The organism is Pseudovibrio sp. W64, from assembly GCF_001623145.1.
Classification (GTDB): Bacteria; Pseudomonadota; Alphaproteobacteria; order Rhizobiales; family Stappiaceae; genus Pseudovibrio.
Genome location: NZ_LMCI01000007.1, coordinates 44,257 through 66,893, shown reverse-complemented (window position 1 = coordinate 66,893; position 22,637 = coordinate 44,257). Strand labels below are relative to the sequence as shown.

The window sequence follows — 22,637 nt, the reverse complement described above, 5'->3', positions numbered from 1 at the left end:
CGTATTCTTATCCGAAAACCGGAACCACTTTTCGGGAACACGCTCTAAGAGCGTCTTTAGAGCGAATTCTTGTCGTTTGATTGAACTTAATCAAACGGAACACGCTTGGAAGGGGCATAACTCTAAAAGAGCTTGCCCTGCCTTTGTTGGATAACATGAAAAGCCGCTGCCTGCTGGGGAGCGGCTTTTTTCGTGTTTGCGCTGCTATGTGAACCTTTGCGTTATTCTGCGTTTTTTACGTTCTGACCGCGTTGCTGTGTTGATTGCGCTATACAGGTCGGAATGGCTTACATTCGTTGGCTGAACGCTGGCCTCCTCCAACAGGGAAGTTACTCCCCTTGTTGAGGTTTGAGGCTATGATGTAGCATCACTTCATTTCCTGATTGTTTGGATAGTTGCTCTTATGCGTAGATTGCTTGGTGCTGTATTTTCATTGCTTATTGCGAGCGGTTTGTCGTTTGCCTCTGACCTGAAGAACGAAAACCTTCTGGTGGGAATGCCTGAGGGCTACAAGGTTGCCTTTTCACAAAACAAGAATGGTCTGCTGGTTTCCGAGATGATCCCTCGCGGACAATCTCTGAAGAACTGGAAGGATATGGTGACCGTTCAGATTCATTTTTCCCGGCGAGTACCAATGAAGGTACTGGAGAAGCAATATACGCAGGTGAAGAGTCCTATCTGCAAGCAGCAAGATGGGCGCCTCGTGAGAAGGGGGCGTGAGAATGGCTACGAGTTTGACCTCTTTCTTACCAGCTGCACCACCACACCAGCTTCCAAAAGTGAGACAGTGCTGACCAAGGTTATTGTGGGTAATGACAGTACCTACTTCACCATCAAGTCCTGGCGCTCAAAGGTGAGTAAGGCAGAGATTGTGAAGTGGTCGCGTTATCTGTCCGGTGTGAAGGTGTGTGATAGCCGGATTGAGGGTAGAAAGTGTCCGTGAGTAGGGTGAGGTGGGCTTTGAGTATCAATTAGGCGGAGGCTGGCAAGAAAGTATCTTTTGTGAAAGCCTGAGCGTAAGAAGTCAGCGGGCTTTTGAGATCTTCAGTTTTTCTTGCTTCGCTCGATTCTTGGTGGATTCTTCAGAACGCGTGAGAGCTTTGGCTATGGCCTTTAAACTCATCCCCTTTGTCGCCAGCAAATGCAGCTTCCGAATTTCCTCAGGGGTCCATGCTTGGCGGTGGCGTTCAAAACGATCTGCCATTGATTTAGTCTACCTTATCATTGTGTTGAAGCTAACATAAAGCATTGTCGTGCTTATGGTGCTAGTACAAAAACGATCAATGAGTGTGTGACGTCAGTACTTAAGGGATAAATAAGTCAATTTGACCTGAGAGTGTTGTAGGTGAGGCAGCCATTCCATCACAACTGCTGCGCTACACCCATTATGTTTTGTCTTTGCAAGCTTGGGCAAAAAAGCGCCATGCAATTTGAACACGCTTGGGAAGATGTTTTCTGGGCGCGCGCAGTAAGAACAATTTAAAGGGGTCAGCATCTTCTATTTGGTCTAAATGGATCAGCTGACCAGTTCTTAGTTCATTTTCTACAATCACTTTAGGCAGAAAAGCGATACCCGCGCCGCTGATCGCTGCTCGTTTTAAAACAAAACTATTATTGGCACGCAGCACGACGTTTGGCGCAATCCACTCCTGCCCCTCGCGACAGCGCAAAAACCACTCAGAAGAACTCTGAGGGCTATCGAACACAAGAGCTTTATGGCCTTTCACGTCATGGCTTGTTTCAATTTTGGGAGTACGGGAAAGGTAGTCTTTTGAGGCGCAAAGTACTCGTGGCACGAACGAAACTTGCTGTGTAACAGCTGTACTGTCTTCAAGGGCTCTGGAGACCCTAAAAATGATATCAACATCCTCATTCAAGACATCAGAAAAGCTATCAGATACAACTATGTCCAGTTTTATGCTCGGATATTTCATCTGAAACTCAGAAATGTGCTCAGCTATAACATCTTGAGCAATTATTGAGGGCACATTGAGCCGTACAACGCCCGTGATGGCCTTCGAGTCTGCACAAAGCTTGTCCTTCAACCATGTCAGCTCATCAGCAACAATACTTGCGGTTCGGTAGCATTCCTGCCCGGCGTCTGTAAGACGCAAAGCACGGGTTGATCGGATCAATAAGCTAGCGCCTAAAACAGCCTCTAACCGGGTAACCTGCTTGGCAACCCAGGCAGGTGAGATATTGAGAATGCGTCCGGCAGCTGAAAAGCTTCCAGAGTCAACAACAACCCGAAAAATACCGAGTAGATCTGATAGGTTCTCGCTTGTCATTATGTGACGAATTGGAAAAGGTGATTAGTCATTGCATCCAATTAACATACTAACAGGAAGAGGTATACCCGATTGACTACCAGCAAACGGAGATACCATGACCTACTCTCAGTTATTTGAAAGCGCAAAACTTGGGAAGCTAGAGCTACGCAACCGAACTCTTGTCGCTCCAATGACGCGCGTCAGTGCAAGTGCTTCAGGCTGCGTTGGCCCTCTTATGCAGCCGTATTATGAGAGATTTGGCAAGGGCGGCTTTGGAGCAATCATTACCGAGGGTGTCTACACTGACCAACACTTTAGTCAGGGATACGAGTTCCAGCCGGGGATCACTGATAAAACGCAAGCCGCAAGTTGGGCTGAGTTAATCAAAGGCGTGAAGGCAACAGGCGCAAAAATAATTATGCAATTAATGCATGCTGGTGCCCTGTCTCAATATAATCGCTTCTCTAATGAGACACGTGGCCCTTCCCCCGTACAGCCTAAAGGTCATCAAATGGAGTTCTATCGGGGTTCTGGTATGTATCCTACCCCTTCCGAAATGACGGTTTCTGAGATTAAGACTGCAATTTGCGGTTTTGCAGACTCGGCTAAACGTGCTCAGGAAGCTGGTGCAGATGGGGTCGAGATTCACAGTGCCAACGGCTATCTTTTGGATCAGTTTCTAACCGATTACGCAAACCAGCGTGGTGACCAATACGGCCAAGGCATATTTGAACGCGCCCGACTGACATGCGAGGTTCTAGAAGCTGTTCGTGATGCTGTCGGGGGCAACTTTACGGTTGGCGTACGTCTATCACAGAGCAAGGTCAACGACTTCGAGCACAAATGGGCAGGACAAGAAGACGACGCAAAGGTTATCTTCGAGGCGGTTGAAGCGAGTGGTGCTGATTACGTGCACACTACAGAATTTTCTGCTCAGGCCTCGGCATTTCAACATGGAGTGTCTTTAGCTGCACATGCAAAAAATCTTACCGGTTTACCTGTGATCGCGAATGGCGGCCTGGGTGATCCTGTAATCGCAAAAAAAATGATCCTGCAAGATGAGTGTGATTTTGTGGCGATTGGTAAAGACGCGCTTGTTACGCAGAATTGGCCTGTGAAAGTGCAAAAGAACGAAGCACGGCGTCCGTTTGATTTTGAAATGTTCACGCCTCTGGCTGATCTAGAGACAGCGAATGCTTACTTTTCTGCCTGTGCCGAAATCTAGTTTAGAACATTCTCTTTACGGCATCTCTCCACAAGAGGGGTGCCGTCAGTTCCTTGTGGTCAGTTGGGTAATTCCAGATCTCTCATAAGGGTGACTGTAAAAGCCTTTGGGTGTGCCTGTTTCAACCTCAGTGAGAAGTACTTGGATGACCTCTTAGACCCTCACGTTACAGTTTCATCTTGCGTAGCAGAACTATTAGGATGCAGCGAATGTCGGCGTTATTCGCACATCGGTTGTTCAGTGGCCCTGAGGGGCGGCAGTTTTGCATCAATAAAATCTAACTTATTGCTCAAAAAAACAGGCGCTTGAGGGATGCTCAAGCGCCTGTTTTTTGATCTATCTGTATCGCCCTCTACCGCTGTGTGAGTTTTAGCTCGATGCGGCGGTTTTTGGCGTTGGCCTCATTGGTGGTGCCTTCTTCGAGGGGCTGGAACTCGCCGAAGCCGGCGGCGACCAGGCGGTCTGGTTCCACGCCTCTGGCGATGAGGTATTTGACCACCGAGATTGCGCGGGCGGCTGAGAGTTCCCAGTTGTCGCGCAGGCGACCGGTGCCGGAGAGTGGGCGGGCATCTGTGTGGCCGTCCACGCGCAGTACCCAATTGATCTCTGATGGGATTTGTCCCTCAAGTTCCAAAATGGCGCTTGCGAGGATATCCAGCTGGTTTTTGCCTTGCGGGTTGACCTCGTCATCACCGGAGGAGAACAGCACCTCGGACTGGAACACAAAACGGTCGCCAACAACTTCAATATCAGAGCGCTGGGCGAGGATTTCGCGCAGGCGGCCAAAGAAGTCTGAGCGGTAGCGTGAGAGTTCCTGCACCCGTTGGGCGAGGGCGACGTTAAGCCGTTTGCCAAGGTCCGCAATGCGGGTCTGGCTTTCTCTGTCGCGTGTTTCTGAGGCGTCTAGTGCGTCTTCCAGTACGGCGATCTGGCGGCGCAGGGCGCTGATCTGCTGGTTGAGCAGTTCTACCTGTGCCAGAGCCTTATCGCTGATCTGCTGTTCGCCTTCCAGCTTTGCGCGCAGGGATGCCAGTGCGCCACCTGCCTCGTCAATCTGGCCGGAGCGTTCGTTGAGCAGGCCCTGAAGACGATCCCGTTCTTCAGCGGTCTGATCCAGACCCAGTTGCAGGGAGGAGATGGTGGATTCCAGATCTCCAACGCTCGCCTTTTCCAGCGCCAGCAGCTCTGTGAGCTCTGCGATTTGCTGGTTGAGGCGGTTGAGCACCTTATCCCGGCCAGACAGCTGCTGGCTGAGGAAGAACTGCGCAATCATGAAGATGGAGAGCAGGAAGATGAACACCAGCAGGAGCGCGGACATGGCGTCCACGAAACCCGGCCAGTAATCCTCTGAGTTGTTTTGAGACCTGCGTGTGCGTACACCAGCCATGCTTTATTCCTTCTCCCGCTCTACCTCTGCGGTGAGCGTTTTCAGGAAGCGTTCAATCCGGCGCTGTTGCATGGACTGGGCCTCGGCCCATTCGCGCATCATCTTCTGCTCGGAGCGCACGTGCTGGACAAGGCCCTGAATGCCTTCTGCCAGTTTGCTCATGGCGGCGTTGGAATTTTCATCCGGCTCAGCGCCTTTTGTTTCCATGGATTTGCGCAGCTTGTCGAGCGTGATGCGCAGGTCCGCAGCCATATCGGCAGATGTGCCGTTGCCCAGTTCGTCCGGATCGATATCCGTCAGGGTGGAGAGCCAGTCTTCCAGCTCCTGATAGAAGCGGTTTTGGGCCTGTCCTGCCTGCAGGTCGAGGAAGCCCAGAACGAGGGAACCGGTCAGACCAAGCAAGGAGGAGGAGAACGCGATGCCGAGGCCGGTCATCTGTGCGGTGATGCCGGAGACCAGATCTTCAAACAGCACGTTGGCATCGCCGCCTGCCGCGTTCAGCGTGCTGACGGTGGTTGCCACGGCGCTCACGGTTTGCATCAGGCCCCAGAAGGTACCGACCAGACCGAGGAAGATGAGCAGGCGGGTGAGGTAACGTGAAATCTCGCGGGATTCATCCAGGCGCATGCCGATGGAATCGAGCATGGAACGCATGGTGGTTGGCGAGATGGTCATGTCGCCTGCTTTGTTGCCAAGCAGAGTTGCCATTGGCGCCAGAAGGATTGGCGGGCGGCGGACCTCAAGGCGTGGATCGCCGAGGCGGAAGCCGTTAACCCATGATACTTCCGGGAAAATTCGCAGGACCTGCCTGAAAGACAGAAGTATACCCAGTGCTGCGACGCCTACGATCAGGCCGTTCAATGCGGGGTTTGCCATGAAGGCTGCGGTGATTTGCCCGATCAGGACAAAGGCGATGAAGCCTGCCAGAACCAGAAAAATAATCATGCGCCACAGGTAAACCTGTGGGCTCGACAGACTGTAGGGATCGTAGTCGCGTGCCATTATCCTGCGTACATCTAAAGCAAAGCGGCTTCTCTTTGTCTGGTCAGACCAATCAAGCAGAACCCGCTTTAAAGTTAATGATGTCTTTAGATAACGCGATTTCCGGTTAATAGGAAACCGCAAATCGCTGCGATTGGGCAAGAAAAGCGTAAGTTTTTAAATAAGTCGCATTTTTGTGCGCGTGCTGCCGTGTTTTGGGCGGGATGTGGTCATGGTGGGGCTTTGGGCAGACCACTTTTCTTCGCTAAGATCGAGAATAGAGTTTTATTGCTTTGGAGACTGCATCTTTACCTTCGAAAAGATCCCCATTTTCTCCAAAAAACAGACCTTTTAGATCTGGGAGCATGCTAAGTGGAGATAAATCGTCAACTGGCGTTCTTGTAAGTCGCAAAATACCCAGCTTAGGCAAACTACTCAAAGGAGAAAGATCTCTAACTTGAGTTCCTGATAAGTTTAAGATCCGAAGACGAGGTAAACCTGAAAGTGGGGCTAAATCACTTATGTTGGTATTGGCTACTGATAGAGTAAAGAGCTTTGACAAAGCTTCAAAGCCAATCAGATCATTAATTTTACTTCCAGATACTGTTAGATGTCGGATATTCTCATTACCTAGCATCGGTGAGAAATCGTCAATTTCTGTATCAATGAAGTTCGCCTCTTGAATAGCGGTGTGGCTTCTCAGAGCCCTTATGTCGTTCAGTGGGCTTCCTTCTGTATTTAACTCCTCCAATTTTAAAGAATTTTCGATGCCTGCGAGAGAGGTAATTTGAGTTTTTTCAACTCTTAAGAATTTTAGCTCTGTTGAGTTGCTTAGAGAAGTTAAGTCTTTGATTGGCGTGTTTTTAACCCAAAGTGAGCTCACATTTTTAGATGCTAACTTTGGAATGTCACTAATTTGTGTATCGAAAATTACGATGCTTTGAAGCGCTGTCATTTGCTCAATATGAAGCTCACTAATGGGCATTTTTTTTATACTTAGGTGCCTTATTTCTGATAGTTGCGTCAACGCAGTCGAAGGGAAATTGTTAATCTGCTTAAGTTCTAAGCGCATAAGTTCTGTGAGCCGACTGATTTTGTCGAAGTCAGGCGCTACTACTGATGAGAGCTTGAGCGATTTTAGTTGTTTTAATGACGTGAGAGCTTCAACACTTTCAACTTTTAGGTAACTTATTTCTAGCTTCTTGACTGGGAGGCTTGTTACAAAATCAAGCGAAATTGTACCTTTAAACGTAAATGCGCCCCTTATTTTTAGACGCTTTAGGTTTTTTAGTCTCGAGATATTCAACAGATCTTGGTCGGACGTTTCTATTTTAAGATCTAGAGCTTCTGTCTCTATTGCCACACATTCCGAACCAATATCTATGCAAGTCTGCTCTGAATAAACCTTAACAGATAACATAAGTCCTGCTCCGACTAGAGCTAGGAGAAGAAATTTTGGCATGGCTGCGCTCGTAACAATTTGCAAATACAGTGGTATTTGGCCGGAGAGGGATCACATTTCACTTTGAAGTATATAGAAGTTGTCGCAGACTTACGATTCTGGAGTGTCTTTTTCAACTTCTAATTGCTTTTGCAAATCTGCGGATCTGGTTCTGTTTGCTTAGATCCTCAAACGGCTCTCATGTCTTACTTCATGTACATATTGGCGAGTAAGCCGCGGGGGACGCTTTATACTGGTGTGACGAATGATCTTGCGCGGCGGGTTTATGAGCACAAGAGCAAGGTTGGGTGTCGTTTTACTGCGAAATTTGATGTTTCGAAGCTGGTCTATATTGAGCAGTTCATGGATGTGAGTGACGCGATCCGCCGGGAGAAGCAAGTGAAGCGGTGGCGCCGGATTTGGAAGATTGATGCGATTGAGGGTCTGAACCCGAAGTGGGATGATTTGTACTTGCGGTTCAATCATTAGACGACAGGTTTGTGGGTATGGATCCCGGGTCTACCCTGCGCTTCGCCCGGGAAGACACCGTGGGATACTGTCGGTGGTTTATTGTGCTGCTCTGGTTCCTGTGTCGCACTTCGTGAGTGTGGGATGACAATGGGAATGCTGCTGGTGGTGAACTGACTTTCTGCAAAGAAAAAAGCGGATTGCCTGAGGCAACCCGCTTTTTAACTGAGGATCAGTGCTATCTCTTAGAAAGAGTAGCGCAAACCTACGTTGAACTGGTTCTGGTGAGCGGAGTAATCGACATCGTCGAATGCCTCTGCCTTGAAATTGTATTGGAATGAGTATTCAGCGAGCAGCTCAAGATTTTCAGAGATTTCGTAGCCAACACCTGCACCCAACTTCGTAGAGAAATGGTTGGTTGTTTCTTTGCCAGAATCGATGCCATCGTCAAAGTCGACTTTTATCTGCGAGAAACCAGCACCCAAGCCGATATATGGCGTAAAGGCGGTTTCGTTTTTGAAGTCGTAGTATGCGACTGCCAAAATATCCCAAACATCAATATCTGTATCATCTTCGGAGAATGCAGCGTAGCCGCTTTCCAGACCGACGCGAACATTGTTGGAAAGGTATGCACCAGCGCCAATACGGCCGTTAAAGCCTTCGTCCCAGAGTGTCACATCGTTACCACCATCAATGTGTGCTGTGATGCTGCCTAAGGATAAACCGCCGGTGCCCTGAACGTACCATTCGGTTGCATTTGCAGATGTCATGGCGACTGTAGAAATTGCAGCAGCTGCAAGAGCGATCAAGAGATTCTTTTTCATTTTAAAACTCACATGAAATGATGAGAAAACATGATTGATGCATACAATATGCAACTCATAATAGAAATATATACGGATATAAAATCTCTGATAGTTGCATGATTACTACATCATTGTAGTGAGGTGGCTAATTGCATTTCCTCGCGCGAGGCTGACTGATTGATGCTCAGCCCGAAATGGGTGCCCTGCTGGTCTGCGGAGCTGTCATCCTTCTGCAGGCCAGTGCTTTGTTGTGGGTGAGGGCTACTTGTGGGTGGGGATGAAGTCGAATAGGTCCCAGCCGTCGGTGGTGGCGGTGATGAACTTCATGTTGGCGCCTTCCAGTACCGCACAGGTGAGGCGGCCTGAGGCGTAGGCTTCGGTGTCTACGTCAAGCCGGTTGGAGCGGCGGTCGATGTGTTCGACCGGGGTGTGGCCGTGGACGACGAAGACGCCGAAGTCCTCTTGAAAGTCGAGGAAAGGGCCGCGGATCCACATCAGCTCCTCAGCGCGTTGGTCTTCCAGTGGAACGCCAGGGCGAATGCCTGCGTGGACGAACAGGTAGTCTCCGCATTGGTAGTGGAGTGGCAGAGATTCGAAGAACGTTTCGTGTAGCTTGGAGAGGTTTTCCTTAAAGATGGTCTGCACGCTTTCCGCACCTGCCGAGCCCATGAGATCGTGAATGGAGAGGCCGTAGGAGAGCAGGGTTTCTGTGCCGCCCAGATCTTCCCAATGGTAAAGCGTGCCTGCGTCTTGCAGAAACTCCAGAAGCGAGGCTTCGTGATTGCCTTTCAGACAGACCTGGCGCGGGGTGCGGTGGTGGTGATCGACAAGGAAATCGATGACGCCCTGACTGTCCGGGCCGCGGTCGATGTAATCGCCAAGAAAGATGGAGACCGGGTCAGTGATCGGGCGGTTTTTCAGGTCGCTCTCAATGGCTTTGCCCATGACTTCCAGCAGGTCGAGCCTGCCGTGAATGTCTCCCGTCGCATAAACGCGTGTCCCTTCCGGAAGAGTTGGATGGGTGTTTTGCATGGTCGTCCCGTTCCAAATGCTTGTCTGTGTCGCGGTCACTGGTGGTCCAATCTACTTTAAGAAAACGAATGAGGAGCAAACCCACAGCCTCAATTTGTTGGCTTTGGGGCTGTGGGAAGTGGCCAAGTTGATGGGTGTTGAAAATTGGTTCAATGAAAATAGTTCGATATCGCACTTGTTTTGTGTGTGGTGTTATGTTTATAGTTCGATATCGCACTAAATGGAGTTGAACGATGAACCTTTCCAGACGCAAGATGATTGGCCTTATGGGTGGTGGTGTGGTTGTGGCAGCGACTGCCTCGGCTGGTGCATTTCTGGCGACCCGTCGTCCAACGCGGGCGCTGGCTCCCTGGGAGACTGCGGGCGCTTACACTGAGCCGCGGATGAAGGCGCTGTCCTACGCTTTGCTTGCGCCCAACCCTCATAACCGTCAGCCGTGGGTGGCTGAGCTGCGCGGAAGTAACATGCTGGCCATTTACCGCGACAAGAGGTTGAACCTGCCAGAGACTGATCCGCTTGACCGCCAGTTGACCGTTGGCATGGGGTGTTTTCTGGAACTGTTGCGCATGGCTGCTGCGGAAGATGGGTACGATTTGCAGATGGAGCTGTTTCCACTGGGAGAAGATGGGCCGGTTGCAACGGCTTACTTTGCGAAAGGGGGCACACCTGATCCGCTGTTTGCGCATGTTTTTGAGCGGCATACCAACCGTAACGCTTATAAGGATATGTCTGTTTCAGCAGAAGCGCAGGCGGTTTTGGCTGACTATGCCACGATCAAAAGCGGCAAGGCTGAGGTTGCGGCCTTGCGGAAGCTGACGTGGGACGCGATGGATGTTGAACTGACAACGCAACGTGTGATGATGGAAAGCGTTGATCTGATGCGGTTTGGTAAAGCCGAGATTGAAGCGAACCCGGATGGCATTGCGCTGAGTGGTCCGTTTTTGGAGAGCCTGATGCTGGCTGGGATGTTGAGCCGCGAAGATCAGGCAGATCAGACCAGCTCTAGCTTTCAACAGGGACGGGATATGATCCGGGATGCGATGAACGCGACACAGGCGTATGCGGTGGTCATCAGTCCGGGCAATTTGCGGGTCGATCAGATTAAAGCAGGGTATGACTGGATCAGGTTGCAACTGGCAGCTGTTGGATTGGGCCTTTCCATGCAGCCGGTTAGTCAGGCACTGCAGGAGTTTCCTGAAATGGCAGAGCATTATTCTGCGGTGCACGAAATGCTGGCCGGTCCTGGTGAGACTGTTCAAATGCTTGCGCGATTGGGGTATGGTCCCAAAATTGATCCCAGCCCGCGCTGGCCTTTGGAAACACGAGTACCGAATGTCTGACGATACCCCCTCCCAAGATCTGACGCCCTACTTTTCTATGTTTGTTGAGGTCGGGATTATAAACCAGATTGGCTCTGCGTTTTTGGAAGCGCGGCTGCCAAAGGGCCTTCTGGTTTCGCATTTCGGGGTGACCAGCCATTTGAGCCGCGGATTTGATGGGGCCACTCCGCTGGAACTGGCCCGGTCGTTTCAGGTTGCGAAAACAACCATGACGCATACGCTGGGCGGGTTGGAAAAGCATGGCTTCGTAGAACTGCGCCCCAACCCGGATGACGGGCGCTCCAAGCGGGTGTGGTTGACACCGCAGGGGCGGCAGTTTCGTGATGATGCTGTGCAGCAGCTGGAGCCGCTGTTTCAAAAGCTGGCCGAGCGGTTTCCACCTGAGCAGGTCTCTGCCTTCTTGCCGGGCATAAGTGAATTTCGTGCGGTCATTGACCAGCTGCGGGGTGAGGAGAAGTAGCAGCGGGTGTTGCTGCTCTTCGTGCCTTAGAGCGTGTTGCGTTTATATGTAGTCACGCACCAAGCTCTAACTCTTTATTTCTTGCGTACTCTTATCGGAAAACCAGAGCCGCTTTTCAGGAGCGCGCTCTAAGATGTTGCTCCTTTTACCAGCAACAGGCTGAGGCAAAGCCCGGTGAGGTATAGGCCTAACCCAAATGAAAGGTGGGCGATAAGACTTCTTATTCTTGCGATTGTCGGGGCTGGTGTTTTAGAGGCGGCAACTCCAAAACCGAATGCTGGTTGCATGAAGAAGAAGGGGAACCCCACTGAAAGCAGGCCAATTAAGAACGGCATCAGGATGGTTGGATTTTGAAGCCAGTTTGGTCCGGTCAGAGCAAGCAAAACGAGCGCAAATACAGCACCGATGACGTAATGAGCGATCCAACCGATGGAGCGTTCAAACGGCTGTGGAGGGCTCTGCATGATGTTCTGATGCTGGAAACGCCCGCGCAACATGCTTAGCATCCAACGGCCAACCAGTCGGTAATCCAGAGCTGGAATAGCGAAAAACCGAAGCCGGACCCAGGCGACCAGATCCATGAAAATTGTTGCGCCAATGCCAAGCAGAGCAGCATTGATCAAAAGACTTGTTGTGTGCACGGTTTTACCTTTCCTGATAGGGAGTTGGCGGCACCGTGCCACTTCAAGTCGACTTGAGGTCAAGAGAATTCTCTAGATTTTGATGGATAATATTTCTCAGGTTAACAGTGCTAGTAAGCCTGCTTTTTGGGTGTTCAGGAGGGTGAGAAGCTGGGTCTCATCCCGCGCGTGATCGCGGATTCCAAGTGAGGAGAGCACCAGATATTCTGCGAGTTGCTCAGCGCTGTGTCCCTGAAAGCTATAGTGCGCCAGCATTTCGGCACAGGCGGTGATGTTGGTTGCTTGTGCTTCCAGTGTGGCCGCTTTGCCTTCTGCATTGAACCCACCGATCATGTCTCTTGCATCAGGAGATGCGGTGATGACCTTGAAGGATGGGATGATGGAGTGCTTGTAGTAGGCGCTTAGTTTGTCCTCCAGAGTTTCCAGAGCGGACCATTCTTTTTGCACGGCTGCCAGAGACTGGTTAGAAAAGTGCCTGATGGAGGCGCACAGGATCTCGTTTTTATTCTTGTAGTTTGAATAGACTGTCTGGCGCGCAACGCCTGCCTCTGACGCGATGTCGTGCATGCGGGTGCGGTTTACGCCAAAGCGCATGAAGGCCCGCACGGCGGCTTCCAGAATCTTCTCTCGCAAATTTTCCATGGATGCATCTTGACAAAAAATGTCATTTTGTCAAGAATTACAAAAATACGAAAAATGTCATTTTGTAATTTGCAGAAGAACGCTTCCTACATGGACATGCAAAGCTTTGGAGCTGAAGAGGACATCGAGAATGGAAAGACGCGCCGTATCGCAGGCACTAGCTGCAAGCATCGTGACTGGCTTGGTGCCAGGGCATGTTTTTGCAGCCGCACAGAAATTGGAACAGAAGGATAGAGCTATGATTATTGTCACTGTTGAAGTTGAGTTTGAAGACAACCAGATTCAGCAAAAACTTGCTGCTGTTCAGCAGATGGATGCGGCAACTGCTGAAGAGGCTGGATGTATTTCCTACAAGTCTTCTCTGGATGCGACCAATCCGAACATCCTGAGAATCTATGAAATGTGGGAGAGTATGGATGCTCTTATTCCGCACTTCCAAACGCCACATATGGCGGCGTTTCAGGCTGAACTTAGCTCGTTAAAATCAAAAGGCATGACGGCAAAAGTCTTTGAGGTCAGCAAAGAACTGCCGTTTCCAAACTAACTGGCAGGCCATCTGGATCAGCTTACAGGCAGGATTGAGTTGCAAGCTGATCGGAAAGTGTCTCTGCTGGTGTTTCGAGCACTAGAGGTGCAGGAAGCGAGATTTTTCAGCGAGTTGTCTTGGCCAGAAGTAGTTCTGTTGCAGCTTTCACATGCTGTTCTATCTGCTGGTCTGAAGGGTGGGGCATTCCCATTAAGACGGAATCTCTGAATGCGAGCAGCATTGATGTCCATAACCGAACGGCAGTGTCTGGCGCAGTCAAACCCAACCTGTCTGCGAAAAACTCTGAGAGGTGCTTGTCTGTTTCATTTGGGCCGACCGAGAAGAAAGTGCTTGTTATTTCGGGTGCTTTTGCACTCTCTGCGACCAGCAAGCGGAATGTGCTCAGGTGGTTGTCGGTTAAATGCGCATGGATGAAACTTACACCAAAACCTTCCAGGGCATCCTTTGCGTCAGGCTTCTTTAGGTGATCGAAGAAGTTGTCTTCTGAATCTGAGCCTATGTGCGTCAAGGTTGCTTGAAACAGGTCGATTTTGGAAGAGAAATAGCGGTAAACTGTTTGCTTTGTGACCTGAGCCTGATCAGCGATCTTGTCCATGCTGGCCAGTATATAGCCCTCTGAGAGAAACACGTGTTGTGCTGCTTCCAGAATCGCACGGCGCTTCTTCTCTTTGTTTTGCTCGATCTTCCCCATACTTTGCCCTTTGCAATAAAATCATACTGATTGGTATGATTTTATTGACATTCGTGTGTGTTTGCATAAATCATACTGAGCGGTATGATTATTGAAGGTATACATCATGTCTTATCTAACAGGGTACACGTTAGACCAGAAAAATCTGAGAGTATCCGGAATTCTAATCACCCTGCTGGGTGCTGTGCTGATGAGCTTTGACCCGATCTTCATCCGGTATTCGGGTGTAAGCGGGTTTGATACAACATTCTTATTCGGGCTTTTTACAGCTATCTCAATGCCATTCTTTATCCAGATGCGGGATGAGCGCGGGGTGATTGGGGCGTTGCGGGCGAGCGGATGGCCAGTCTTGTTTTCCGGCTTATTGATGCTGGGGAGTGCTTCTTCGCTGGTGCTGAGTATCAAGCTGACATCGGTCGCCAACACTTTTGTTATCCTCAGTATCTCACCAGCATTAGCTGCTGCGTTCAGCTGGCTTTTTCTTGGGGAGGTGACGAAACGCGCAACGTGGATTTCTATCATTTCGATAATGATTGGAATTGCGATTGTTGTCTCCGGTTCGTTTGGGTCCGGAACCCTTATGGGGGATGTACTGGCAGGGCTGGCGGTGACGTGTTTGTCTCTCAATCAAACACTCTTGCGCAAGTATCAAGGTGTCAGCCGCATGGCGAGTGTTGGTGTTGGTGGCTTCCTGTTGGCGGTGGCTATGTTTTTTCTCGCTGCGCCGTCCACTTACAGCCTGAACACATGGATCATTATGGGCTTGATGGGATTGTTTACCGCTCCATTTGGTCGTGTCCTTTCTCAAGTTGCGACGCGCTATATCACAGCGCCTGAGGTTGGCATGTTGCTGATGATAGAGACGGTGCTGGCCCCTCTTTTTGCCTTCGGTTTTTTTGGTGAGATACCGCATCAGGAAAGCTTCATCGGTGGCACGATTATCGTCGTGACGATCCTTATTTACGCAGTGATTTCCGGCAGGGAAGAAGCTTAAGGAGCATAGTGTGACTGGAGAACTTATCTATATCGGGCATATTGAAACCCCGTATTTTGATGTTGAGGATTGCCCGAACAACATTCAGCCTGAAGGGCCAGAATGCAAAGTCATCCTGAAACATGATTATTGGGCAGGATTAAAGGGCCTTCAGCCGGGGCAGGCGATTATGTTGCTGTACTGGTTCGAAAATACGCAAAGATCTCTCATCCAGCAGAAAGGGTGCAGGCACTCAACTGATGACCTGATTGGGAGTTTCGCGCTTCGCTCGCCTCATCGGCCCAACCCTATTGCAGTCTCTCAATTGCCAATTCTAAGTATCGGAGATGGTGTGATTACTGTTCGGGGTCTCGATTGCCTGAATGAGACCAAACTGCTTGATATTAAACCTGCAATTTTGCATGAAACCGCGAGACTAAAGCCTTAGGAAGACCTTTTGCTTTGAGTTTACGCATGGCTGATAGGCAACGTGTGAGGAGAGCATCCATGCACGTTGCTTCTTTTCAGCACCTTTTATTGAGTTTGGGTTATTTTATTTCAATGATTAGAATTGTAGAGAAATAAAATATCAACTTAGCGGTGTGGTTGTGCTCTTCGATACACTTGTGCATCAACTGCTTCTCTAGGCTTGTCCTGTTCGCTTTTGCTTCATGCAGTTGTTTGGGAGAGCATTTTGGAGCGATGTCAGGAAACGGAATTACAAGACCTATTTGATGGCTTGGCGGCGGAGCTTCAATTGCCTGCTCTGGCGCCGAACGGAGCTGGGCAGGTTGCCCTTCACTCTGATGAACATCATCTTACGACAATGATTTGGGCGCGGTTTCAGGAACGGCGCTATGAGGTGCAGCTGGAAGCTGATGTCTTTCCAGAAAATGATCTGGAGATGCCTCAACTGAAAACTCTGTTGGCTCGTGTGGGCCAACTTAACTCCTGTGGCCTGATACTCGATGCTCAGCAGCGATACGCTGTGCGGCAACACCTCCTTTTGCAGATGACTGACCCGGTTGAACACCTGATGGAGGCTTTGAAGAGCTTTATTGGTGAGGCATTGCAGCTGCGCCATTCGCTGGTCAACGCCGGAGACGCAGAAAGCCAGTGGTCCTCAGAGCATATTTTGGTCTGAGTAGTTTGGGAGGGACGCCACGATGAGGAATACCGGAATATCAACGCAGGTCAGCACGGCCAGTTCAAATGTTAGTCAGGCTTCCGAGCAAACAGGGGTTAGGCCGGAAAGGGCGCGGTCCAATACTCAGTCTGCGAGGATGCCTTACCGGCTTTGTGCAGTGCCTGTTGCTGGTGGGCATGAGCGGCGGGCGCCTCAACAGCAGAGCAGGGTTTCTCTGGCAAGTTTTCAGCCCCGGCGTGTTCCTGCTTCTGGCGTGTCCGGGCAAAATGCACGGTCAGAAGCAGGGCAAGGTATCTCCTCCATGGAGCGAGCGCTGCTGGATGCTCGCCTTAAACTTCAGCCTGTTCAACGTGACTATCTGGGCCAGACGGCCCGGTTTGGTGACAAGGTTGCTGGTGTCGGTGCTGAGAACCGGATGCTGCAGGAGCTGCAGGCCTTTGCAAAAGACCCGAGCTTGCTGACGAAAGAACAGGCTGCAGAGCTGCAAAAGCAGCTGGCTTCTGTCTCGTTTTCTGACCCTGAGCAGGCTGAGACCAAGCAAACACTGGTTGATCACTTTAAGAGAATTGCACGAGGCGCGACGCCGAACCGGCAGACTGTGCGGGTTCTGCGTCCAGTTGTTGAAGATTTGCAGCGCCACATTGAGGACAGACAACCCGCGCTTGATCGGGCGTTGGGTGGTGGCAGGGCGCGGTCGCAGCTGCGTGCCAGCCAGAGCGTATGGAATGAAGTCCGGACCAAGCAGCTTTCTGAGGTTGCGGGTGGGCAGGACAAGGACGCCGGGTACCATCCCTCCCGTGTGACTGCACGAGGAGCCGCTGTTGAGGGCGTACAGACAGAGGGGCTTGTGAGGAATGTTCTGGGCAAGTTTCCTCACAATGTCACGCCGTTGATCAACGGAGCCGTGAATGGTCGTGCGGAGATTTTCCGTGGTGAAATCCCGATAACGGATGGCGTTGCTTATGGCCGCTTTGGGTTTACCAGCTTTTATTACGCTCTGGGGGCAATCCAGAGCCTGATCTCTGCACGCTCTGCTTACACCAGCATGAAGGCCGCAGATGCAGCGCTGGATACCTTTCACTCTGAAGGTTCCCAGTTTATTGAGGCGCAAAAGGACATTGCTGAAGTGGCTGCGCTGTCCCGCATGGTCAAGGATGTGCAGAAGGGCGGTGGTTCTCCTCTGACATTGTTGGATTCGTTGGCTCAGGCGGTCAAAGCAGGCAAGGTTTCTCAGAATGGACTTGGGGTTGCCCTGAACGGCGTGTTTCCGGATTTATCGCCGCGTGCGACTGCTGCTTTGGAGGCTTACGTCAAAGCTGAGAAGGGGACTGCTGGAGAGACTGAGTGTCTGACCGCTTTGCGCAATGAAGTGGCGCTGCATTACGGTGAGAGTTCCACCAGTGACAGCGCGCATTTGAAAGGTGGTCTAGATCATCTTGAGGGCGCGCTTAAGCTGAAGATGCGAGAGGCTGATCGGGCTCATAAAACACTGACCGGGCTTGTTGCCAATTACGGTAAAAGTGCTGAGCTGGCGAAGGCCATGCGAGATGACTACCACAAACAGATGCATGTGAGTATTTTCTCTGCAGAAGTGTGGGGGCTTGCCATGGTTGCTGATGGCATGGTGATCGCGGAAAGAGCTTTGACCTCAAATGTTGAAGGGGTTTCTCTGGTTACGACCGGGTTGGGTTATGCCGCTGGTACTGTTGGAGCAGGCGTTGGTGTGCTTGCAGTTGGCCTGTCGGCTTATGATGCCAGTGTCACGGCTATCAAAGCCTTTAAGCACCATCAGACCGGTAAAAAGGCTCAGGCTCTACATCGCTTGTTCGCGGAACGACAGGAAGTGCCAGTTTCAGGGCTGGACGGGTCGCGGAAGGTCTCACAACCGCGGGATGCAGAGCTGGCGATGATTACAAAGACCATCGCGAACAATCAGTCCAAAGCACGAAACACCAAGATTGGTAAGGCTGTTTTGTCTGCGGTTGACGGGCTTGGGTTTGCTGCGCTGACTGTAGGCGGCGTTGCGGGTGTTGTTGCGACGGCCACTGGCGGCGTTGTGGCTGCTGGCGTTGCAGCTGCGGCTGGACCGGTTGGGGCTGCGATTGGCGGAGCGTTTGTTTTGGGCTCAGTGGCCTTTGTTGCCACGCGGTTGATCAGATGGGGCGTGCACCATTATCAAAGCAAGCAGCTTCAGAAGGTGATTGCGGGTGATCAGCAAGCCATGCAGAAATATGCGCGGAAGCATAATATTACGACTGGGCAGGGTGGGTCTGCGCGGCGAAGTACCGTTGTTGTGGAGATTAAGAGACATGCCATTGATACGCTGACCAAGCACAGCACGAAGTTTGCTCTGCACCGGTTCCACCAGCGGCTCACTCAGGAGATTTTGCAGGTGGACAGGGCACACTGGGATCAATCACCCGCTATTGCTGTGATGAAGTGTTTCTTCGACGAACCTGCGCAAATTCAAGCTATCGCAGGCTTAAGTGAAGATGCTGCCGTGAAGGTGCTTGCGAAGAAGTTTCAGGTGCGGATGTAGGCTTTAGAGCTTGGTGCATGTTCTTATCTGAAAATCGGAACCACTTTTCGGGAACATGCTTTAGAGAACAACAAAAAAGGCAGCTTGCCGGAGTGGTCCGGAGCAAGCTGCCTTTTGGAATTCTTAGGCTTGGGTGCCGTAAGCTTTATGCTTTAGCTTTTGCCAGCAGTTCACGCATCTGGAGGTGTGTGAACTCGTTGCCTGCGATGATGGAGCGGGTTTCGAACATGTCGTCCTTGCCGTTGGCATCGGACACGAAACCACCAGCTTCGCGCACCAGCAGAACGCCTGCTGCCATGTCCCAAGGGTACAGACCGTTTTCCCAGAATGCATCGAGGCGACCAGAAGCAACCCATGCCAGATCCAGTGCAGCTGCACCAGCGCGGCGGATGCCTGCAACTTCGCCCATCACGTGACGGATTTCCTTCAGCGCGCGGCCATGGTCGCCAACGCCGATGAATGGAATGCCGGTGCCGATCAGGCAGTCAGTCATGTCTTTACGTGCTGCAACGCGGAGGCGGCGGTCATTACAGAATGCGCCAGCGCCTTTTTCTGCAGTGTAGAGCTCATCCATGATCGGGTTGTAGATCACGGCTGCTACGATCTGACCTGCGCGTTCCAGAGCGATGGAAACACCAAAGATCGGAATGCCATGGAGGAAGTTTGTTGTGCCGTCGAGCGGGTCAACGATCCAGCGGTGCTGACCGTCTGTGCCTTCGATCTCGCCGGATTCTTCCATCAGCAGGCCGTAGGTCGGGCGTGCTTTTTGAAGGTCTTCACGAACGATTTTTTCTGCTTTGTGATCTGCCTGGGAGACAAAGTCACCTGGGCCCTTGCGGGATACTTGCAGGTTTTCAATTTCGCCGAAGTCCCGTGCCAGAGAGCGACCAGCTTTTGTCGCAGCCTGAACCATTACGTTTAGAAGGGCCGTACGTGCCATTTTTTATTCACCGTTCCTGAATGGGTAATGAGGCAACCGTATGCTGCCTCATCTTTATTGCTTTAAGATTATTTCTCTGCGCGACGAACGTATTCAACAGTGTCGGTGTCTACAATGATCTTCTCACCAGAGGTGATGAATGGAGGCACCATACAACGTACGCCGTTTTCCAGAACTGCTGGTTTGTAAGAGGAAGACTGGGTCTGGCCTTTTACAACTGCGTCAGCTTCTACGATTTCCAGAGTGACGTGGGTTGGGAGAGAAATGCCGATTGGCTTTTCTTCGTGCAGTTCAACAGTCACGGTCATGCCGTCCTGCAGGAATGCTGCGCGCTCACCAACGAATTCCTTCTGGAGTTCGAGCTGCTCATATGTTTCGTTATCCATGAATACCAGCATGTCGCCTTCTTCATAGAGGAACTGGAAGTCTTTCTGCTCAAGGCGAACACGCTCAACGGACTCAGTTGCGCGGAAGCGTTCGTTCAGTTTGCGACCGTCGAGCAGGTTTTTCATTTCGACCTGAGCGAATGCGCCGCCTTTGCCTGGCTTCACGTGCTGAACTTTAACCGCAGCCCAAAGTGTGTCCTGGTGCATAAGCACGTGGCCCGGCTTAATTTCGTTGCCATTGAGTTTCATAGAACTACCAATCAGTTTGATAAGTTCAGAGTATGTCGCGTTCACTTGTATTGACGCGCCACATTCTTAACTTTTGTTTTCATGCGTATCCTGATCTGAGGTCCGGTTGGTCCTTGTCAGGGATATGCTTTAGCAAAGGCTGGCACGGATTGGCGCTGGGCCTAGGATCGCAGCCTGTCTGGAGGTCTGTGCAACATAATTTCGCGCGATTTTCAAGGAAAAAGAGCGGATGCTCACCGTGAACCTACATTCCGGTGCATATCCACAAGGTTAGTGCGGACAACCTTAGGGCTTTTTATCGCTTCTGCGTTTGGTAATCTGTTCAACAAAGACGACGCTGAGAACGAAAGTCGCCACCTTGCCCAGCCCAGCTATTGCGGTGGTAGCGCCAATATCAAGTAAGCCAGTTCTGACCATTTCACCAAATGTCAGAAATGAAATTACACCAATTCCTAAGGCTAGCGCCAAGCGACTGATGAATATACTTATTTGCTTCATGGGTTTTCTTTTGCGATTAAAGTGCCAGAGTATTTTAATCGCCTGACGTTGCGCGAAGCTGGGTGTTGGTAAGTTGATGGTGGTGTGTGTTGGAGTCTACCTGTCCTTCTATACTTAGACTGGAGATAATTTTACATAAAAACTCATCGGTTTTTCATCAAGAGGATTGCGGTTAAGCGTTAGCGAGCTGGCTGGAGAACTGGAGAAGCGCCGATTTTTATTCCAATTTCTGCCGCGCGTTTGCTGGCTTGCTCTTGCTGTTCCAGAGAAAGAGAATTGGAAATCGCTTCCAACTCACTGTCCAGAATGCCCTGACGGCCTGCGTGGAACTGCCAGGCAGAGGCTTCAATCAGATCAACCGGTCGCCCACGGCCATTGGCGTAGATGCGGGCGAGGCGGTTCATGGCGATTGGATTGCCTTTGGTTGCTGCACGCTCAAACCAGTCTGCCGCTTCAGTCTCATTCGGGACAAGACCTTCGCCTTTGAACAGCAGGGTTGCGTAGTAAATCTGCGCAGGGACCAGTCCGCGGCGGGCAGCACGGCCCATCCAGAAGGCCGCGCGCAGTGGATCGCGGATTTCCTCCGGGCCATCCTTCAAGTAGATGCCAAGTTCCAGCATAGCGTCGGCATCACCGGTTTCTGATGCGCGTTCCAGCAGGTCTTTGATTTGCTTGGGATCATTCGGGCGGACTTTGCCTTCCTGATGCAGGAGGGCGAGATTGTAGAGTGCTTCGGGGATGTTGACAGCGGCAGCTTTTTCCAGTTGCTGGGCTGCCTTGTCCTTGTCAGCGGTTGTGCCAGCACCTGCCAGATAGAGCAGGCCGAGGCGCAATGCTGCCTGTGGATCGCCATCATTGGAGGCGAGCTCATACCAGCTTGCGGCCAATGGCAAATCCTGAGGGACACCTCTGCCGGATTCGTAAAGCACACCGAGCAGCGTCTTGGAGCTGGTGATGCCAGCTTCTGCCTGACGGGTTGCCAGTGCCAGAGCTGTCAGATACCACCCGCGCTGGAATGCACCATAGGCCGGATCGCCTTTTATGGTCTCCGGCGTTGGAGAAACCTGCGGAATGAATGGTGCTTTAGAGAGAGGAGAGGGCAGCAGGATTGATCCGTTTGGATTATACGGATCAACAGTTCTTGCGCCTTGAGGTGTGGTTCCACCGCTCGGAGTTGTTTGTGCAACAGCCATGCCCTGTAAGCCGAGCAGACCGGTCACAGCTGCGACAGTTACGAGTTTGATAGAACCAGACAACTTCAAGATATCAGTCCTCAGCTTCCGCCAGTGTGTGTGTGGAGAGGATTGCATTGGCCTGCTCAACAGCTGCTTTTGGCCCTTCAGGGTGATTCCAGACAGCTTCACGTACTGCTACGAATTCAGCGCCAGTTTGGGCTGCGGTGTCAACTGAGGAAACTGAGGTGCCCGCCAGGATGACACATGGCGTTTCGAACACTTCAGACCACCAGTGCCCGTAGTCCAGTGATTTGCGATGTGGCTCTTCTTCCTGATTGAGTGAAAGCAGGCCGAAGAACATGTAATCGACGCCCATAGAAGCAACAGTCATTGCTTCGTGGCGTGTTTTGATGCCAGCGTGGCCGATGATGCGGTCTTCCGAGAAGGACTGCATGGCTTCTTCCAGATCCTTGTCAGAACCGGAAACGTGCAGGCCATCTGCGCCGGAGCGACCCATGATTTGGGTGTTGTTTTCAATCAGAACAGCAACTTCTTTGGCCTGTGCCAGTGGCACCAGACGCTTTGCAGCCGCCTGCAGGTCGCTTTCGTTTGCGTCCGGCATGGAGATCAGCAGGCTCGCAATGTCGCCACCTTCCAAAGCTTGATTGAGTTGTCCTTCGAATTCGTCGAGGTCAAAGGTTGGCGGTGTGACAAGATACAGACGCGGATGCACTGAGGTTGCTCCTGATAAAATTCCAGTAAAAAGAGATCATGGCGGTAGTGTAACCTACGTCAAGCC

The 22,637-nt window shown here is 51.2% G+C and carries 25 protein-coding genes; 10 read left to right on the top strand and 15 right to left on the bottom strand.

Annotated elements, in window-relative coordinates; all coding sequences use genetic code 11:
- The first annotated feature begins 403 nt into the window (after positions 1-403).
- The gene (locus tag PsW64_RS04075; protein WP_063302773.1) at positions 404-943 is read left to right on the top strand and encodes a hypothetical protein; all 540 of its coding nucleotides are present in this window, start codon (positions 404-406) and stop codon (positions 941-943) included.
- Between the two features lie 81 nt (positions 944-1,024).
- Here the strand turns inward: PsW64_RS04075 and PsW64_RS04070 are convergent, their stop codons facing one another.
- Together PsW64_RS04070 and PsW64_RS04065 are read right to left on the bottom strand one after the other, a co-directional pair.
- Positions 1,025-1,204, bottom strand: a complete 180-nt coding sequence (locus PsW64_RS04070) for a hypothetical protein (protein ID WP_057462014.1) — start codon at positions 1,202-1,204, stop codon at positions 1,025-1,027.
- A 181-nt stretch (positions 1,205-1,385) separates the two neighbouring features.
- Complete coding sequence (locus PsW64_RS04065; protein WP_063302772.1) at positions 1,386-2,288, bottom strand: LysR family transcriptional regulator; 903 nt, start codon at positions 2,286-2,288, stop codon at positions 1,386-1,388.
- Positions 2,289-2,385: 97 nt separating this feature from the next.
- Between PsW64_RS04065 and PsW64_RS04060 the strand changes: the two genes are divergently transcribed.
- Positions 2,386-3,495: an NADH:flavin oxidoreductase gene (locus PsW64_RS04060; RefSeq protein WP_063302771.1), complete on the top strand. Its 1,110-nt coding sequence runs from the start codon at positions 2,386-2,388 to the stop codon at positions 3,493-3,495.
- A gap of 352 nt (positions 3,496-3,847) precedes the next feature.
- Here PsW64_RS04060 and PsW64_RS04055 read toward each other — a convergent pair whose 3' ends face one another.
- The 3 genes from PsW64_RS04055 to PsW64_RS04045 all read right to left on the bottom strand — a co-directional run bounded on the left by PsW64_RS04055 (position 3,848) and on the right by PsW64_RS04045 (position 7,325).
- Positions 3,848-4,882, bottom strand: a complete 1,035-nt coding sequence (locus tag PsW64_RS04055) for a peptidoglycan -binding protein (RefSeq protein ID WP_057462011.1) — start codon at positions 4,880-4,882, stop codon at positions 3,848-3,850.
- Positions 4,883-4,885: 3 nt separating this feature from the next.
- Positions 4,886-5,884: a hypothetical protein gene (locus PsW64_RS04050; protein WP_057462010.1), complete on the bottom strand. Its 999-nt coding sequence runs from the start codon at positions 5,882-5,884 to the stop codon at positions 4,886-4,888.
- 244 nt (positions 5,885-6,128) lie between these two features.
- Positions 6,129-7,325, bottom strand: a complete 1,197-nt coding sequence (locus tag PsW64_RS04045) for a leucine-rich repeat domain-containing protein (protein ID WP_153042333.1) — start codon at positions 7,323-7,325, stop codon at positions 6,129-6,131.
- 180 nt (positions 7,326-7,505) lie between these two features.
- Between PsW64_RS04045 and PsW64_RS04040 the strand changes: the two genes are divergently transcribed.
- Positions 7,506-7,793 carry a GIY-YIG nuclease family protein gene (locus tag PsW64_RS04040; RefSeq protein ID WP_063302769.1) on the top strand — a complete coding sequence of 96 codons (288 nt, stop codon included), beginning with the start codon at positions 7,506-7,508 and terminating at the stop codon, positions 7,791-7,793.
- Between the two features lie 224 nt (positions 7,794-8,017).
- On the opposite strand, the gene PsW64_RS04035 is transcribed toward PsW64_RS04040, so the two are convergent.
- Both PsW64_RS04035 and PsW64_RS04030 read right to left on the bottom strand, forming a co-directional pair.
- Positions 8,018-8,596, bottom strand: coding sequence for an outer membrane protein (locus PsW64_RS04035; protein ID WP_063290238.1), 579 nt, complete (start codon positions 8,594-8,596; stop codon positions 8,018-8,020).
- A 243-nt stretch (positions 8,597-8,839) separates the two neighbouring features.
- Positions 8,840-9,649: a metallophosphoesterase family protein gene (locus tag PsW64_RS04030; protein ID WP_244271789.1), complete on the bottom strand. Its 810-nt coding sequence runs from the start codon at positions 9,647-9,649 to the stop codon at positions 8,840-8,842.
- 194 nt (positions 9,650-9,843) lie between these two features.
- On the opposite strand from PsW64_RS04030, the gene PsW64_RS04020 reads away from it, so the two are divergent.
- Positions 9,844-10,950: an Acg family FMN-binding oxidoreductase gene (locus PsW64_RS04020; RefSeq protein WP_063302768.1), complete on the top strand. Its 1,107-nt coding sequence runs from the start codon at positions 9,844-9,846 to the stop codon at positions 10,948-10,950.
- A complete protein-coding gene (locus tag PsW64_RS04015) occupies positions 10,943-11,410 on the top strand; it encodes a MarR family winged helix-turn-helix transcriptional regulator (RefSeq protein WP_063302767.1) in 468 nt (155 codons plus the stop codon). The genes PsW64_RS04020 and PsW64_RS04015 overlap by 8 nt, the downstream gene beginning before the upstream one ends.
- 128 nt (positions 11,411-11,538) lie before the next feature.
- On the opposite strand, the gene PsW64_RS04010 is transcribed toward PsW64_RS04015, so the two are convergent.
- Complete coding sequence (locus PsW64_RS04010; protein WP_063302766.1) at positions 11,539-12,051, bottom strand: DUF2938 domain-containing protein; 513 nt, start codon at positions 12,049-12,051, stop codon at positions 11,539-11,541.
- Positions 12,052-12,147: 96 nt separating this feature from the next.
- Positions 12,148-12,693 (bottom strand): TetR/AcrR family transcriptional regulator, encoded by a 546-nt coding sequence (locus tag PsW64_RS04005; protein WP_063302765.1) that lies wholly within the window; start codon positions 12,691-12,693, stop codon positions 12,148-12,150.
- A 130-nt stretch (positions 12,694-12,823) separates the two neighbouring features.
- Here PsW64_RS04005 and PsW64_RS04000 point away from each other — a divergent pair, with 130 nt between their 5' ends.
- A complete protein-coding gene (locus tag PsW64_RS04000; protein WP_063291521.1) occupies positions 12,824-13,237 on the top strand; it encodes a putative quinol monooxygenase in 414 nt (137 codons plus the stop codon).
- Positions 13,238-13,343: 106 nt separating this feature from the next.
- On the opposite strand, the gene PsW64_RS03995 is transcribed toward PsW64_RS04000, so the two are convergent.
- Entirely contained in the window at positions 13,344-13,931 is a 588-nt protein-coding gene (locus PsW64_RS03995; protein WP_063302764.1) for a TetR/AcrR family transcriptional regulator, read from the bottom strand.
- 106 nt (positions 13,932-14,037) lie between these two features.
- Here PsW64_RS03995 and PsW64_RS03990 point away from each other — a divergent pair, with 106 nt between their 5' ends.
- From PsW64_RS03990 to PsW64_RS03975, 4 genes are all read left to right on the top strand, one after another.
- On the top strand, positions 14,038-14,925 hold the full coding sequence (locus PsW64_RS03990) for a DMT family transporter (protein WP_063302763.1): 888 nt from the start codon (positions 14,038-14,040) through the stop codon (positions 14,923-14,925).
- Between the two features lie 10 nt (positions 14,926-14,935).
- Complete coding sequence (locus PsW64_RS03985) at positions 14,936-15,352, top strand: TrmO family methyltransferase domain-containing protein (RefSeq protein ID WP_063302762.1); 417 nt, start codon at positions 14,936-14,938, stop codon at positions 15,350-15,352.
- Between the two features lie 246 nt (positions 15,353-15,598).
- Positions 15,599-16,048, top strand: a complete 450-nt coding sequence (locus PsW64_RS03980) for a hypothetical protein (RefSeq protein ID WP_208980559.1) — start codon at positions 15,599-15,601, stop codon at positions 16,046-16,048.
- Positions 16,049-16,070: 22 nt separating this feature from the next.
- Positions 16,071-18,590, top strand: a complete 2,520-nt coding sequence (locus tag PsW64_RS03975) for a hypothetical protein (protein ID WP_208980558.1) — start codon at positions 16,071-16,073, stop codon at positions 18,588-18,590.
- A 145-nt stretch (positions 18,591-18,735) separates the two neighbouring features.
- On the opposite strand, the gene PsW64_RS03970 is transcribed toward PsW64_RS03975, so the two are convergent.
- The 5 genes from PsW64_RS03970 to PsW64_RS03950 form a co-directional block, all read right to left on the bottom strand.
- Positions 18,736-19,530: an inositol monophosphatase family protein gene (locus PsW64_RS03970; protein WP_063302760.1), complete on the bottom strand. Its 795-nt coding sequence runs from the start codon at positions 19,528-19,530 to the stop codon at positions 18,736-18,738.
- 68 nt (positions 19,531-19,598) lie between these two features.
- Positions 19,599-20,165, bottom strand: coding sequence for an elongation factor P (gene efp, locus PsW64_RS03965; RefSeq protein ID WP_063302811.1), 567 nt, complete (start codon positions 20,163-20,165; stop codon positions 19,599-19,601).
- Positions 20,166-20,450: 285 nt separating this feature from the next.
- Positions 20,451-20,663, bottom strand: coding sequence for a hypothetical protein (locus tag PsW64_RS27850; protein WP_208980557.1), 213 nt, complete (start codon positions 20,661-20,663; stop codon positions 20,451-20,453).
- A gap of 179 nt (positions 20,664-20,842) precedes the next feature.
- Positions 20,843-21,925, bottom strand: a complete 1,083-nt coding sequence (locus tag PsW64_RS03955) for a tetratricopeptide repeat protein (RefSeq protein ID WP_208980556.1) — start codon at positions 21,923-21,925, stop codon at positions 20,843-20,845.
- A 4-nt stretch (positions 21,926-21,929) separates the two neighbouring features.
- A complete protein-coding gene (locus PsW64_RS03950) occupies positions 21,930-22,571 on the bottom strand; it encodes a thiamine phosphate synthase (protein ID WP_063291524.1) in 642 nt (213 codons plus the stop codon).
- Positions 22,572-22,637: the final 66 nt, after the last annotated feature.